Annotated in this window: 12 protein-coding genes; 3 read left to right on the top strand and 9 right to left on the bottom strand. The window is 39.6% G+C overall.

Annotated elements, in window-relative coordinates; translation table 11 throughout:
• The 6 genes from AC570I_RS14205 to AC570I_RS14180 form a co-directional block, all read right to left on the bottom strand.
• Positions 1-432, bottom strand: a complete 432-nt coding sequence (locus AC570I_RS14205; RefSeq protein ID WP_047799262.1) for a DUF2147 domain-containing protein — start codon at positions 430-432, stop codon at positions 1-3.
• 103 nt (positions 433-535) lie between these two features.
• A complete protein-coding gene (locus AC570I_RS14200) occupies positions 536-913 on the bottom strand; it encodes a DoxX family protein (protein WP_497405943.1) in 378 nt (125 codons plus the stop codon).
• 493 nt (positions 914-1,406) lie between these two features.
• Positions 1,407-1,616, bottom strand: a complete 210-nt coding sequence (locus tag AC570I_RS14195; RefSeq protein WP_497405942.1) for a hypothetical protein — start codon at positions 1,614-1,616, stop codon at positions 1,407-1,409.
• A gap of 166 nt (positions 1,617-1,782) precedes the next feature.
• On the bottom strand, positions 1,783-3,216 hold the full coding sequence (locus AC570I_RS14190) for a TolC family protein (RefSeq protein WP_497405941.1): 1,434 nt from the start codon (positions 3,214-3,216) through the stop codon (positions 1,783-1,785).
• A 4-nt stretch (positions 3,217-3,220) separates the two neighbouring features.
• Positions 3,221-6,382: an efflux RND transporter permease subunit gene (locus tag AC570I_RS14185; protein ID WP_497405940.1), complete on the bottom strand. Its 3,162-nt coding sequence runs from the start codon at positions 6,380-6,382 to the stop codon at positions 3,221-3,223.
• 21 nt (positions 6,383-6,403) lie between these two features.
• Positions 6,404-7,483, bottom strand: a complete 1,080-nt coding sequence (locus tag AC570I_RS14180) for an efflux RND transporter periplasmic adaptor subunit (protein WP_316800750.1) — start codon at positions 7,481-7,483, stop codon at positions 6,404-6,406.
• Between the two features lie 369 nt (positions 7,484-7,852).
• On the opposite strand from AC570I_RS14180, the gene AC570I_RS14175 reads away from it, so the two are divergent.
• From AC570I_RS14175 to AC570I_RS14165, 3 genes are read left to right on the top strand one after another with little or no spacing between them, the layout of a single operon-like run.
• Positions 7,853-8,425: an outer membrane beta-barrel protein gene (locus AC570I_RS14175; protein ID WP_497405939.1), complete on the top strand. Its 573-nt coding sequence runs from the start codon at positions 7,853-7,855 to the stop codon at positions 8,423-8,425.
• 1 nt (position 8,426) lies between these two features.
• The gene (locus tag AC570I_RS14170; protein WP_497405938.1) at positions 8,427-9,155 is read left to right on the top strand and encodes an AcvB/VirJ family lysyl-phosphatidylglycerol hydrolase; all 729 of its coding nucleotides are present in this window, start codon (positions 8,427-8,429) and stop codon (positions 9,153-9,155) included.
• Positions 9,152-9,826: an AcvB/VirJ family lysyl-phosphatidylglycerol hydrolase gene (locus tag AC570I_RS14165; RefSeq protein WP_497405937.1), complete on the top strand. Its 675-nt coding sequence runs from the start codon at positions 9,152-9,154 to the stop codon at positions 9,824-9,826. Before AC570I_RS14170 ends, AC570I_RS14165 begins: the two co-directional genes overlap by 4 nt.
• 1 nt (position 9,827) lies before the next feature.
• Here AC570I_RS14165 and AC570I_RS14160 read toward each other — a convergent pair whose 3' ends face one another.
• The 3 genes from AC570I_RS14160 to AC570I_RS14150 all read right to left on the bottom strand — a co-directional run bounded on the left by AC570I_RS14160 (position 9,828) and on the right by AC570I_RS14150 (position 15,815).
• Positions 9,828-12,416 carry a phosphatidylglycerol lysyltransferase domain-containing protein gene (locus AC570I_RS14160; protein WP_497405936.1) on the bottom strand — a complete coding sequence of 863 codons (2,589 nt, stop codon included), beginning with the start codon at positions 12,414-12,416 and terminating at the stop codon, positions 9,828-9,830.
• 197 nt (positions 12,417-12,613) lie between these two features.
• Positions 12,614-13,867, bottom strand: coding sequence for an NAD(P)/FAD-dependent oxidoreductase (locus tag AC570I_RS14155; RefSeq protein WP_497405935.1), 1,254 nt, complete (start codon positions 13,865-13,867; stop codon positions 12,614-12,616).
• A gap of 205 nt (positions 13,868-14,072) precedes the next feature.
• Positions 14,073-15,815 carry an ABC transporter ATP-binding protein gene (locus tag AC570I_RS14150; RefSeq protein WP_497405934.1) on the bottom strand — a complete coding sequence of 581 codons (1,743 nt, stop codon included), beginning with the start codon at positions 15,813-15,815 and terminating at the stop codon, positions 14,073-14,075.
• Positions 15,816-15,882 lie beyond the last annotated feature (67 nt).

Genomic DNA, 15,882 nt, shown 5'->3' with positions numbered 1-15,882 from the left:
TTATTTAACCCGCCTGAATGTTTCCGAGCGTCCTAATAGTGAAATCCCTACATAGCCTCTCACATTTAAAACATCGGCACCCTTCAAGGTCATATTGCAACTATAGTTTTTTCCACTTTTCGGGTCATATATCGTCCCATCTGTCCATTTACCATCTTCAAATACGAAATTCTTAAGAATTTCTAAATTGAGCAAAGGTCTTTTTTGTAAACTTGCCTCAGGGTTTTTAGCATCCAGTTTCGGCTTACCATTCAAATTAGGTTCTTTCATCCAGGCCAGTTTACCAAAATACTTATCCCCTTTTTTATAAATTTCAATTTGTCCTTCTCCGGTTGGATTTAACCACTTACCAACGATGGCGTCTTTATTTTGTGCCATTGCCGTAAAAGACACCGCTACGAAAAGTAGCATTAAAAATGGAAGCTTTCTCATAATTTTTTATTTTCTAGTTAGTTTTTAAATATAGCAATTTGACTTTTATATCGAAACTCTAAATAAAGGCAAAAAGTATTAGAAAGTTTTAAGAAAGAAAAAATTACTTTGATACCATCGGTAAATATTTTTCACGGTAAGCGTAGAACAGATAAAGGTTAAATAACAGAATCACTATTCCCATTATCATTTGTTCTGGTGCTAAAATCACATTATATAAGAATATATTCAATGTAATGGGAAAGGCAACAATTGCCCCTAAAGCAGCCGTTCTGTTGATCAGCAGCAGCAAGCCAGCTAAAAGCTCGGTTGCTTTTACAAAAGTAAACAAGTAAGATACACTTAAACCAGACATAAAAGTGGTTTGATCAGCTGACATTTTAGGCATTTCCTTGGGGCCTATATGGAAAAAAAAGGCAATTCCGCCCCATAGAAACAACGCGCCAAGTAGCACGCGGACTACAATAGTTACAATTTTCATAATAAAGTTTATTTAGTAAGTTGGTTATGTTAAATATAAATATTTTTTTTATCAAGCACCATAGTCTATTTCCGCAACAGAATGACCGAAAGTAAGGGAACGAGTTATCCACAATTCGTTTTCGAAATGTTAATAATTAATTTCACAAAGTTTCGTTATGATTAAAAAATAGCTATAACTTAAGGTTATTAAAACGTTAACGAAATATTATATTTATGATAAGAAACCAGAGAGAGAAAACTTACTAACCAAACCTACACTAGCGCAATCCCAATTAACCAAACAAACAACCAAAAAAATTAAATTTATGAGCACATTCCTATTAGTTACCGCAGCTTTTTACGTAGTATCATTTTCACTAATGCTTTATTGCTACTTCTCTGCGGAGCAGATTCCAAGTGATGACGAAAAGTTCTAATCTTATAATATCTGGATTAACCTCTCACCTTTCAAATAATCATTCAGCCATCGCTTAAAGCCACCTGGTACCGCTTTAGCGGTCTATCCACCTTAGTAAATTTCCTGCCGAACCCGTATACCAGATCACCGCTGCGATCAGAAAAATTACGATCAGTATCCATAAAATCGGCCAGCCCTCAAACTTATGCTTTGATTTAGGATGATAAGGTTCGTTAAATTTATTATGGTCATTGTCAATCCTCTTTTCCTGTTGATCTGGTTCCGGATTAAGATTATCGCTCATAAAAAATACTCAGTTAGTATTGCAAATTTAATCTATTACGTCCCATTTCAAAATTTTGTTTAAAGAAAAGCTTAAAAAAAAGAAACAAAAGCAAATATAACGAAACCATAAGACACAAAAAAGACAGCTTTTCAGGGCTGTCTTTACGGGATCTACAAAAAATATATTAATTCCAGCCGCCACCTAAGGCATGGTAAATATTCACCACCGCATTAAGCTGTTGTTTTTTGGTTTCAATTAGTTCTAGTTTTGATTGTAAAGCATCCCGCTGGGTCATCAGTACTTCGAAATAATCTGCCCGCGTTGCCTTGAATAAATCGTTCACAATATCAATTGACTGTGTTAGCGCCACTACCTGCTTTGACTTTAAATCATAGCTTTTTTGCAGATTGTTGATATTCGACAGTTGGTTGGCCACCTCAATATACCCATTGAGAATGGATTTTTCGTAATTGAATACCGCCTGCAACTGCTTAGAATTTGCCGTCAGGTACTCTGCTTTAATTGCATTTTTGTTTATAATCGGACCAGCCAGTTCTCCTGCCAATGAATAAGCTAAAGATTCAGGTGTTCTCAATAAATATGAAGGATTAAATGCCTGATAGCCCAAGGTAGCTGAAATACCCAATGAAGGATAAAACTGAGCTTTAGCCACTTTAACATCTAATTTTGCAGCCGCCAGATCATACTCTGCCTGTTTTATATCAGGACGGTTCGCCAGCAATTGCGAAGGAATACCTGCCTGAACCGTTGGCGGAACTAAATCAGTAAAGCCCGAATGATCTCTGGAAATTGGTTGTGGGTAGCGACCGAGCAGAAAATTAATTTTATTCTCAGATTCTGTAATCTGTTGCTGAATATCAAACTCAAGACTTCTGGAACTCATTACTTCTGCCTCAAATTTACGAACTGCCAGTTCAGTAACCCGCATGGCCTGCTTTTGTACTTTCATCAGTTCTAGCGCATTACTTTGTAAAGCAATATTTTGTTTTACAATTTCCAGCTGGTTATCCTGTGCAAGCAACTCGTAATAAGTATTTGCAATTTCAGCAACCAGGTTAGTAATTACAAAATTTCTGCCCTCTACGGTAGCTAAATAACGGGTTAGAGATGCCTTTTTTGCATTGCGCAACTTGTGCCAGATATCAGCTTCCCAGTTTGCTTCCAAACCAAAAGCGTAGTCCGGTAAAACCTCAGGAACTTCTTTTCCAGGTGTAATATCGGTTGATGCATCACCAGCACCACTGCTGGTATAGCGGCCAACTTTATCTAAACCTGCTCCAACTCTATAACCAACTGTGGGTAAAAGCTCGCCTTTTCTGGCCTTGATTTCATTCCTGGAGATTTCAATCTCCTGCAAAGTAACGTTCAGCTCCTGATTATTTTTTAAAGCTGTGTCAATCAGACTTACCAGATATGGATCAGTAAAAAACTGACGCCATTGTACTTTACCACTGCTCAATGTATCAACTGAAGTATTGAAACTTCCCGGTACATTTTTATTTTCTGTACGTTGAGCGAAATCAGGCACTTTACATGCACTGTAAGCAGCGCATATAAAGCCTAAACCAACGATTTTATATATATTTTTATTTAACATGATATTATAAGTCTTCGGTTAAAGGATGTTCTTCTTCAATTTTGATCAACTTACGTTTGTCGGCAATGGTACCAAACACATAGTAAAGTCCGGGGATCAGCACTACACCGAAAATGGTACCGAACAACATCCCGCCTGCCGCAGCCGAACCAATAGTGCGGTTACCAATGGCACCCGGTCCTGTAGCAAATACCAATGGAATCAATCCGGCAATAAAGGCAAATGAAGTCATCAGGATTGGCCTGAACCTTACAATTGCCCCTTCCATGGCTGCCGCCAGAATAGTTTTGCCTTCAGCATGTTTCAAAGCTGCAAACTCTACAATCAGTACCGCGTTTTTCCCCAGTAAACCAATGAGCATCACCATTGATACCTGTGCATAAATGTTATTTTCCAGTCCGAATAACTTCAGGAAGAAGAAAGCCCCGAAAATACCGGCAGGTAATGATATGATTACAGCCAAAGGCAGAATAAAGCTTTCATATTGTGCTGAAAGAACCAGATAAACAAAACCTAAACAAATTAAGAAGATGTAAATCGCTTCATTTCCTCTTGATACCTGATCTTTAGAGATACCAGCCCAATCAATCCCATAACCTCTTGGAAGTGTTTTTTCTGCAACGGCTTTAATGGTATTAATCGCTTCGGCACTACTGTATCCAGGTGCGGCAGATCCACTGATCTCAGCCGCATTATACATGTTGTGACGGGTAATTTCCGAAAGTCCGTACACTTTTCTCATTCTCATGAAGGCCGAGTAAGGAACCATTTGGTCTTTATCATTTTTAACATAAAGTTTCATGATATCCTCTGGCAAAGCACGGTATTGAGGTAAAGCCTGTACAATAACCTTATATTGACGACCAAACTTGATGAAGTTGGTTTCGTAGTTACTACCAATCAATGTAGATAAGGTATTGAGCGCGTTATCAGGTGTTACCCCTTTTTGCTGTGCCTTATCATTATCAATATCAAGCATATACTGTGGGAAACTGGCACTGTAAAAGGTAAATACAGACTGTAGTTCTTTTTGTTTATTTAACTCCTTTACAAAATCCTTACTCACCTGCTCCATTTTTGCATAGTCGTTATTTCCCGCTTTATCTAAAAGACGAAGCTCAAAACCTCCTGCTGCACCATAACCAGGAACTGCGGGTGGCTGAAAGAACTCGATGGTCGCCCCGGGAATATCCTTGGCCTTTTCTTCAAGTTCTTCGATAATCTGCTGGGCAGTTTGTTTACGGTCTTTCCAGTCATCAAGGTTAATTAAACAAGTACCTGAGTTGGCACCTGTACCTTCCGTAAGTACCTCATAACCTGCAAGCGCTGAAACGGATCTAACACCTTCAATATGTTCAGATATTTCTTCCAAACGCTCAGAAATCTGATTGGTACGCTCCAACGTAGATCCCGGAGGGGTTTGAATTACGGCATAAATCATTCCCTGATCTTCGTTCGGTATGAAACCTGATGGAACGGTACTGCTCAGGAAATAGGTTCCGGCACAGAAAGCCGCAAGTACTCCAAAGGTTACCAGTCTGCGCGTAACTACCTTGTCGAGAATTTTCTGGTAGCGGCCGGTAAGTTTAAAGAACCAGTTATTAAAGGCATCCAGGCCTTTATCAACAATAGTTTTCTTTTTGGTATGGTGCGGATCGTGTTTCTTCAACATGATTGCACATAATGCCGGTGTTAAGGTAAGTGCTACAATACCTGACAAGATGATGGCTGTAGCCATGGTGATAGAGAACTGGCGGTAAAATATACCGACAGGACCAGCCATAAATGCAACAGGTATAAACACTGATGCCATTAAGAAAGTGATTGCAATAATGGCACCTCCAATCTCACTGATGGCCTGCTGGGTCGCTTTAAGTACCGATAAATGCCGGTCTTTTTCCATCTTTGCATGCACCGCCTCTATTACTACAATGGCATCATCAACCACAATTCCAATAGCGAGTACAAGTGCAAACAGCGTGATCAGGTTGATCGTGATCCCAAAAAATTGCATAAACATGAACGTACCAATCAGTGATACGGGAACAGCGATAGCCGGAATCAATGTTGAACGCCAGTCGCCAAGAAAGATGAATACAACCAATCCTACCAGAATAAATGCTTCAACCAGCGTGTGGATAACCTTTTCAATTGATGCATCGAGAAATTTAGAAACGTCGTAACTGATTTCATAATCCATACCTTTTGGAAAAGATGCACTTTTGATCTCTTTCATTTTGGCCTTAATATTATCAATTACCTCCTGTGCATTACTTCCATAAGATTGCTTTAAAACAATTGCTGCTGAGGGGCGGCCATTCAGGTGTGAATACAAATCGTACATCGAGCTTCCAAATTCAATATTGGCTACATCTTTCAAGCGGAGCAACTGCCCATCCGGATTGGCCCGCAACACGATGTTTTCGTATCCTTCTTTCGTGGTAAAACGGCCTGAATATTTTAATACATATTCAAACGATTCTGAACGCTTTCCGGAACTTTCACCTGTTTTACCCGGCGATGCTTCCAAACTCTGATTATTCAAAGCTTCCATTACCTCATCAGCCGAGATTTTATAGGCGAGCATTCTGTCAGGCTTCAGCCAAACGCGCATGGCATACTCCCTGTTACCCAAAATATCAGCAAAACCAACCCCGTCAACGCGTTTAAGCTCAGGCAAAAGGTTAATATCGGCATAATTATAAAGGAAGTTTTCGTTCATGTTTTTATCCTTGCTATACAAGTTGATATACATTAACATGCTCGATTCTTCACGGCTGATTTTGATCCCCTCACGGATAACCAAAGGTGGTAATTTGTTGGTCACTGCGGCTACCCTGTTCTGCACATTAAGCGTAGCCTGGTTCGGGTCGGTTCCGAGGTTGAAGATAACCTGAATGGATGCCTCGCCGTCGTTACCTGCGTCGGAAGCAATATATTTCATCCCTGGTACACCATTTAATGCACGTTCCAGCGGAATCACAACCGACTTAATTAATAGTTCGTTGTTTGCTCCCGGATATTCTGCCGTGATATTAACTTTTGGCGGAGAGATGGAGGGAAATTGTGTAATCGGCAAACCTGTTAAGGCAAGAATACCCAAAAACACAATGACAAGGGATATTACTATAGAGAGAACGGGTCTCTTAATAAATTTACTAAACATGATAAATCTCTTTAGATTAAACTATTCGGCTTTTAATGTCAATTGGCTTATCACTTCTTTAGGGGATACAAATTTGAACTTGATTTTATCGTCATCCTTCACTTTCTGTACACCTTCCAAAAGGATTTTATCGCCTGATGATAGGCCTCCCGACACGATATAAATATCCGGAAGCTCACCCCCAATGGTAATCTCTCTCGATTTAACGGTATTGTTATGGTCAATTACAAACACATAGGTCTTATCCTGCAATTCGTAAGTGGCTTTTTGAGGGATGATTAGCGCCTTTTTCAAAGGAACAACCATTTGAATTTTACCCGTTTCACCATTTCTCAGCAGATTATCCGAATTATTGAAGCGTGCCCTGAATGCGATATTTCCGGTTTCATTATCAAATTCGCTTTCAATTACCTCCACTTTACCTTTTGATTTCAGTAATTCGTTGTTAGCCATGAGCAGGCTGACTTCCTGCTGGCCCTTATTTTTAGATGATTGGTAGTTAAGGTATTCTGGTTCTGAAACATTGAAATATGCAAACACCTGACTATTATCAGACAGGCTCGTAAGCAATGCGCCATCATCAACCAGACTGCCTATCTTAATCGGGAGACGATCGATGGTTCCATCAAATGGCGCCTTGATTTCTGTATTGGTCAGGTGGAATCTGGCCAGACTCGCTTCAGCGTTAGCCTGCTGTAATTTAGCTTTCGCCATAGCCAGTTCATTTTTAGAAACTACATTTTTGTCGGTAAGCAGTTTGGTGTTTTCCAATTCAATTTCTGCCGCCTTGGTTTCAGCCTGCGCTTTCAATAACTCAGCCTGTGCCATTTTAGGCATAATTTTAAATAAAACCTGCCCTGCTTTTACATGTTGACCTTCATCAACATAAATATTTTGCAGGTAACCTTTTTCGAAAGCCCTCACCTCGATATTACGCACGGACTTAATCTGTGACACATACTCTTTGGTAAAAGAGGTGTCGATTGTGAGCGGCGATGTTGCGGTGTAAGTAACTTCTTCTGCTTTTTCTTCTTTCTTTTGAGAACAACCTGTTACGTAAAGCATCGTAAACAGGCTAAGGGAAATGAAAACTCTTTTCATCGTTTGTCTGATAGTTTATCTGATTATTTTACTGATTATGAGACGGTAAGCCGATTTAAAATACCTTTTTTTGCTAATGACCAGGTATATTCAATAAACCATGCTCCATTTCTTAATTTTCTAATACGAAATAACTACAGAATTATGAAGTTATAATGAAGTTGGCTTTCTGCATAGAAGCTTTACCTCCCTGAACCGTCATTAAGGCTTACTCTGAAGTTTACTATATAACAATTTCATGTTAGCGAAAAAAAATAACCGCTATTTGCGGAAATTCTTATTTATAATATATTTGTTACACAAACTATGATAACATTACGCTTAAGATTCGATTCCAGCGAGTGAAAAAACAAACTAAACTATCCCTTCATGAAGCTAAAAAGAACACTCATTTACCTGTTATTAATCTATGCTCCTATGGTTACTTATGCCCAGAAAGAAGCGAACGGTACTCGTAAATTTTCCATATCACCCGCCTTTGAATTGTTAAGATCAACACATGGCAACCTGTTTTATGCTCCTTCTTTAAAAACAAATTATCTGCTTGCAAATGGCTTGGAACCTGGTTTTGGATTCGAGTATGCTACCACACCACTCCATCACGATAACGGCTATGTACTGTACAAACTTAAGTTTTTACCTGTTTACGGGAACCTGAAATACAACTTTAAAACAAGCCATAAAATCAAACCTTATGGAGAATCTTCACTGGGGATATCATTTAACAAATATGATATCGCCGAAGATGCCACGCCTGATATCAAGTCTAAAGTTAAAGAACAGGGATTTTATGTTTACACAGGATTTGGTGCCAAGTACAGCATTACTCCTGGGTTAAATACGTTTTTAGCCGTAGGCTTTAAAGGTTATAAAATGAGTACCAATGATTTAGATATTAATCCACATGGGTTATCGTTTATGCTGGGTTTTACATTCCTTTAAAATGAAAACAGCGGGGTTATTACTACTGGTCACTGGAATCATAAGTTTGAGCGGCTGTGCCTTGTTCAAACGTGCCAGGGTACACGAACACAATGCAATTGAAAGCAGAGAATTCAACCTTCCTATATTTTTATATCCTGCTAAAAAACCGCAGACCAGAAAGCTGCTTATTTTTCTTTCGGGCGACGGTGGCTGGATCAAATTTGAAGATGATCTGTCTGTAAAATTTGCTGAAAATAACTTTTTTACCATCGGGATAAATTCCCGTGATTATTTCTGGGATCAGAAAACGCCCGAACAAACTGCACACGACCTGGTCCAGTTGATCCGGAAATATGCCTTAAGATATAAAACTGATCAGATTTACCTGTTAGGCTATTCTTTTGGTGCCGACGTATTGCCGTTTATTTACAATCAACTTCCCTTTCGTGCAAAAAGACATGTCATGGCACTGGAAATGCTCTCCCCCTTTTCAACTACCGACTTTATGGTTCACTTTGGTGATCTGGCAAATATTTCCAGCGATAACTACCCTTATAAAGTCGACCTGGAGGTGAAGAAATTAAAAATACCCGTATTTTGCTTTTATGGCATCGACGAAAATGAAAAGGCCCTGAAAACTATTGCTCAGAAGAACTTTGTAATTGGCAGCCTTTCAGGCGATCATCATTATAAGGAGTCAGAATATGATAAAATCATCTCAGTTCTCAATCAAAAATCGCCGCAATGAAGTACAAGTTATCACTTATCACCTTTTTAATGCTAACTGCAACAAACCTTAAGTCGCAAGATATATCAAAATTACCTCTAACGGCTAAAGCAAAATCAACGGCAAAACAGGTCATCTTTTATCTAAGCGGCGATGGTGGCATGAATAGCTTTTCCGAGAGTTTAACCACTTCATTAAATGATAAAAATTACGCCGTGGTAAGCATCGACAGCAGAAAGTATTTCTGGGAGCAAAAATCTCCTGAAAAGCTGACACAGGATTTAAGTGCGGCGATAGAATATTACCTGAAAGTATGGGATAAGGATGAATTTGCGATTATTGGTTATTCTTTTGGTGCAGATGCAGCTTTGTTTTTGAGCCATCGCTTATCAAAAGACTTGCAGGTGAAGCTGAAAGCCACGATCCTGCTTTCGCCTTCAACCTCTACCGATCTGGTGATTAAACTTACGGATATGATGGGTTTTGGCAATAAGGAAGCCAAATATAAACTGGTTCCTGAAATTAGTAAAATCAATAGCCCGTTATTATTTATTTTCGGCAAAAATGAAGAAAGTGATCTCTATAAATTAATCCCGGAAAAGAAAAACATCACCAAAACACAAATACCCGGATCGCACAAATTTGATAATGACATTAAAAAAGTAGTTGCTACCATTCAAACAGCCCTTTGATCTAGCTTCCTTCAGAGATTCTTTTCAGCGCGTTTGGCACCTGAAGCAGATGGTAATGGTGTCCGTAAATAAGGTATTTCTTTTTCCATTCAGGGAAGAATTTCTCTTTATATTTTCTTAAGCCCTTAAACTGGGCAAAGGCTTTGAGATTCTCATAAGCATATTTAATGGTCTTCTGGGTAAGGTCTTCACCATCAATACCTGATAAAGGCGCTAAGCCCATATTCACATATTGATAACCTTCTTCTTTCAAAAATAAAAATGTTTTAGCCAGCAACATATCTAACACGCCATTTGGAGCATCTGTCTCTTTACGGATTAAATCATAAGTTGCTTCTCCCGGAGCATAATCCGGCACCAGATTCAAAAATGCATATACTTTTTCTTCCTGATCTTCTATAGTTAAGATCGTTTGATTTTTTAAGATTGTTTTATCAAATACACCCTGCGTAAATGCTACCTCTTTTTGATTTAAATCCCTAAGCCAGTTATCAGAAACAGTTTGAAGCTTTTGTAATAACCCCTCCTTCTGCTGTCCTTTATATACCTTAAACACATAACCCTCTCCGCTTAGCCTGTTAATCGCACTTCTGGTGGTCTTCATTTTTCCGCCATCAATGGTAAATTTAGTCAGATCCAAAACAGCCTCTTCCCCAATCGGGATTGATTTTTTACCAAGCGATTTATACATGTCAAGTGATTCTTCAGGCACCCGGTAATAAGCGGCAATAAAACCAGTATCGCGGCAACGCTCCTCAAACTTTTGGATCATGGCGAGCTTCTCCTCAACCGATCCGGCCACAGGATCTTCTAGAACAAGCGCAAAGTGGCGCGTGATCTTAAAACTGATGAATGCAGTTCTGGCTTCGTTGAAATACACAAACTTGTCAGGGTATGTTTTAAAATAGTCGAGTGCGGAAATACCATTGTCCTTCAATAAAGCATCCGCTTCTGTAAAATCCTCAGCAGTGTTGTATGGTTTGGAAAAGTACGGCTTAAGTAAACTGAAGATAATAAACAGCATAACCAACCCACTTGCGCCATAAATAGATTCTTCGAAATGAACGCCGAAAGTAGTAAGGGGATGCAATGCACGGTCGTCAATAAAGAAAATCACTTTCAATACGGCAACTATAGAATCTGTAAATTTAAACTCTACGCCGAAATGCCGTTTCTCCATAAAGTAAAAACCGACAACTCCGTAGGCAAATACGGCAACAATGGCGTAAATAAATACAGCATAGGAAATTTTAACAAACCTTGGATGCGGCTTCAGCTGGTAATTCTCGCGGGTATAAAATAATGATGCTCCGGCAACCAAAGCCAGTAGCGCCTCCTCATAGTCTGCTGCTTTTAGTAAATGTCCGAGAATCGAAAACAAGGTCAGCGCCAAAGCTACATACCATGCTCTTTTCGATCCCTGTAACAGGAAAATACTGAGCATAACCAGTATTAGACCGAAAATCAATACCAAAGCATTGCTGGTCACAATCAAATCTTCCGGTATAATATTCTTTACCAGACGTAAACGGGTCGGGATGGATGGCGTAATGGACGAAATAATATTAACTACCCCGAGGATAAGTATAATAAACGCAGGCAATAAACGAAGAACAATGCTATCCTTTTTCATAATGAAGCTAATAATCCCCCCGATTAGTGGAAGCCAGAATTCAAAAAACCTGAACATTAGGGTAATCGTTGCAGCAGCAATGAGTGGAAAACCAAATTGTCCGAGAATAAAGGTCAGAGAAACTTCGATGGTTCCTAATCCCCGTAAAAAGGGAGAAGCTATAAGTAGGATTACCATTACAATATACCCCACAATTGCCGCCGGAATACTGGCCTCGAAACCCAGGGCTAGCATGCAGATATACAGGTGCAGTATACCGATAAATTCAATTGCAATGGATACAAGCAGGGTGAGCCAAAAGTGCTTGCGACTGATTTGTTCTTCAATCATGTCATCAAACACAGTGGATAGTGATGGTCTTAATTTTGAAATGTAACGGTATGCCCAGGTTTTCTGTGATATGGAATAAATCGTGATAAATAGAAATGCGGTTAATACCAGCAGAAACAAGAAGCTGAGTATTTCTGTCTGCCCAAGCTTGGTCGACAATAACGCAACTCCCAGAACCGGAATGGCAACCAGTACCACCGATAAAATACCGCAAAATGCAAAAAGTGTAGAAGAGAGGTGAATTTTTGATTTCGAAATGCCTTTTTCCTCTATTTCCCTGGTAAAAAATATGAGAGATGAAAACCCACCGGCAGGAAGAAAAATGCTGATCAGGTTCCGTTTTAAGAAAAGTTTGATGGAGTTGACCAGGGAAATGTCTACATCTAGTGCTTTAAAACTGTAAACATACATTTGCCCTTGTGCTATGATGTAAACTCCTGTTAGCAGCATACCCAAAACCATATAGGCCGGGACTGCTGTATCCAGTTGTCTGGTGATTTGAACAACCTCTACATGTTGAGACCTGATGAAGAAGACGGCCATGCCCAACATGAATATTGCCAGAAAAAATTGCCAGAAAAACTTGTTGTACACCAGACTTGACAGGAATGATTTCGCTTTATGCATAAAAAAATGGATGCAACAATACCTCTGACAGATATCTGCTGCGTGAGTTTGTAGGATAATTAATTATTAGTTCTGTTACGAAATTAGAAAGATTTCGCAATTATCAAACAGAAATTGTAAAATTTTTATTACACCACAGACACACCACTTCGAAATCATCAAAGCGCCCATTTTTACAGTAAAACCGAATAGAAACTTTAATCTTTCTTATCTGGTCTGATAATCAGCCTTAATGTCGGATCGTTGGTAATAAAGCTCCATAACCAGTTAAAAGCCAGTTTCGCTTTGTTTCTAAATCCGGCTATTGGAATGATATGGATAAACAACCACACTAACCAGGCAAAAAATCCTTTGAAAAAACCTTTAGGTAAATCTACCACAGCTTTGAATTTAGCAATAATCGCCATCGAGCCTTTATCATTATAAGCAAAAGATTTCAAAGGCTTCCCCTGTACTTCATGCATTAGGTTCTCTCCTAATAAATCTCCCTGCTGAATGGCAACTTGCGCCAGTTGAGGGTGCCCATCAGGAAATTTCGGATCGGTAAGCTGGAGACACTGGTCACCAATGGCATAAACCCCTTTTAATCCGTTAACCTGATTATTGGCGTTCACCAGAATTCTCCTGCCTTTTCCAACCGACTCTTTTGGGATTCCTTCTACTGACCTTGCAATAACCCCCGATGCCCATATTAGCGTTGCCGCATCTATATCCGTACCGTCAGACAAACTCACTTTGGTCCCATCATATCCCTTCACCAGTTTATCCAGCAATATCTCAACACCTAAATTTTTCAAAACTTTAATTGCCTCATTCTGACTTTTTTCACTCATGGGTGCGAGCAAAGTTTTTAAACCATCTACCAGGTATATTTTACCCATTTTAAAGCCTGCTTCCGGGTAGTCTTTTGCGAGTACATTTCTTCCCATTTCGGCCATCATACCTGCCAGTTCAACACCTGTAGGTCCTCCGCCGGCAATAACTATATTAGAAAGCCTTCTTTTATCGTCCACATGCTCCGCACGCACGGCTTTTTCAAACTGTAGCAAAATATGATTCCTCATTTCTACGGCATCTTCTATGCTTTTCATTGGGAGTGCATTCTGGCTGATTTCTTCGTTTCCAAAAAAATTAGTTTCCGCTCCCATGGCAAGTACCAGTACATCGTAGTCCAGCACACCATTGTTTGTTGTAATCCTGCGCTCTTCAACCGCAATTGACTCCAGTTTGCCCATAAAAAAACGTATTCCTTTCTCCTGAAATAATTTCCGGAATGGATAGCTGATATTGGATGGCTCTATAAATGCAGTGGCTACCTGATAAAGCAGTGGCGGAAAGAAATGGTAATTATGCTGATCAACCAGCGTAACCTGGTGTTCAGGTGATTTGGAGAGTTTTTTCGCCAGGTTAAGTCCTGCAAAACCTCCTCCTATGATAACAACTTTTTTCATTTTATTTTATATTGATGGATCACTGGGATCAAATGGTGGATGTAAATAAGATCCGGTTTTTAATCAACCCACTGGGGCGCATAAAGTTTGAATCGATCAGCATCTACAGTCGATTAAGACACCTAAATTACTTTCATCATTTCCGCGCAAAGGTACAACAGCGCAACGTTAATCAAAAGTTACATTAACTATAGTTTTAAACTACTTATCTGCGTTCCCCGATTTGTTGCCTCCACATGGAATAATATAATCCCTTCTGATCAAGCAGCGAATCATGTGAACCGACTTCAGAAACCTTTCCCTTTTCCAATACATAGATGGTGTCTGCATGCATAATGGTAGAAAGCCTGTGTGCAATCAAAATCGTCATTTGTTCCCTCTTGTCAGATATTTCCCGAATGGTTTTTGAAATTTCTTCTTCAGTAATAGAATCGAGCGCTGATGTGGCCTCGTCGAAAATCAACAGCCTTGGTTTTCTCAGTAGTGCCCTGGCGATGGAAATACGCTGTTTCTCTCCTCCCGACAGTTTCATGCCATTTTCTCCGAGCACAGTGTCTATACCGTTGGTTGCTTTGGCAATTAAACCAGTTGCAGAAGCTTTATTTAAGGCATCCTGTATCTCCTGGTCGGTTGCTGCAGGGTTTACAAAGCGCATATTATCTTTGATTGAGCCGGCATAAAGCTGAGTTTCCTGAGTAACAAATCCGATTTGCCGGCGAAGGGGATTGTAGCGAACCTGGCTGGAAGTAATGCCATTGAAAGAAATTTCACCTTCCATAGGCAAATAAAGTCCAACCAATAATTTCACTAACGTTGATTTACCAGATCCCGAGGGACCAACAAAGGCAGCCGTTTGCCCATTACTGATGCTGAAGGATAAATCGTCGATGGCATTGTAAGATGCTGTTTTATGACGAAAGACCACGTTTTTGAACGCCAGTGTTTCAAGGTCTGCCACTTCAACTGAGTTTTCAGGACGCGTCTCTATAGATTTTCGCATCAGCATATCAAAAGTATTCAGCGAAGCATCGGCTTCCCGGTACAGAATGATCATATTACCCAGATCCTGTAGCGGCGTAAATATAGCCGTAGAAATAAACTGCATGGCAATAAGTTCACCTGTACTGAGAATGTTCCGGAATATTAACCACAACAATATAAATAGTACAGATTGCTTTAATAAAATCAATAGTCCACCCTGAAGAAAAGACAAACTACTCACCTTTTTTGCCTTCAGCATTTCCAGATCAAATATCTTTTTAGTTTGTTCATTCAGCCGTCTGATTTCTGCAAAAGTTAAACCAAGGCTTTTCACCAGCTCGATGTTTCGCAGGCTTTCTGTGATAATACCGGCCTGCTTATCGGCCTGACGATTAATGGAGCGTTGAATAAACTTTATTCTTTTCGAAACCAGTCCTGTTAGTGAACCCAGAACCAGTACCCCAATAAAAAAAACCGGAACCAGCAACCAGTTTTTATTAATGCTATACCACAAAAGGAAAGCAATACCAACGAGCGATGAAAACAGAATATTAATGAAAGCATTGATAAACCTTTCTGCATCAGTTTTAACCTTTTGTAATACAGATAATGTCGTTCCGCTCCTGTTTTCTTCAAACTCCTGAAAGGTAAGCCGAAGCGTCTGCTTTAAGCCATCGTTGAATATGCTCATTCCAAAGCTGGCCACTGCCTTGCGAGTAATAAACTCCTGAACCGATTTACATAACCTGGCAACCAGTGCAATCACCAGTGCGATTACTAACCAGTAAACTACTGCTGATATCAGCTCCTTTTGGCTCAGGCCAAGTTTATTTGTTGAGTAATCATCAATAATTTTCCCAAAAATAACGGGATCAAGTAAACTCAGAAGTTGCGATGCTGCAGCCAGTGCCAGCGATGCAACAATCAGCCATTTGTAGGGAATCAGGTATCTGAACAGTATCTTCATGATATGGTATTAATCAACACAAGCTACAACGCCGTGCCCCAAAAATGGTTTCAATAATAAGGATATA

It is taken from the genome of Pedobacter sp. A2324 (genome assembly GCF_059693705.1).
The sequence above is the reverse complement of the archived record's forward strand: the minus strand, read 5'-3'. Positions and strand labels throughout refer to the sequence as shown.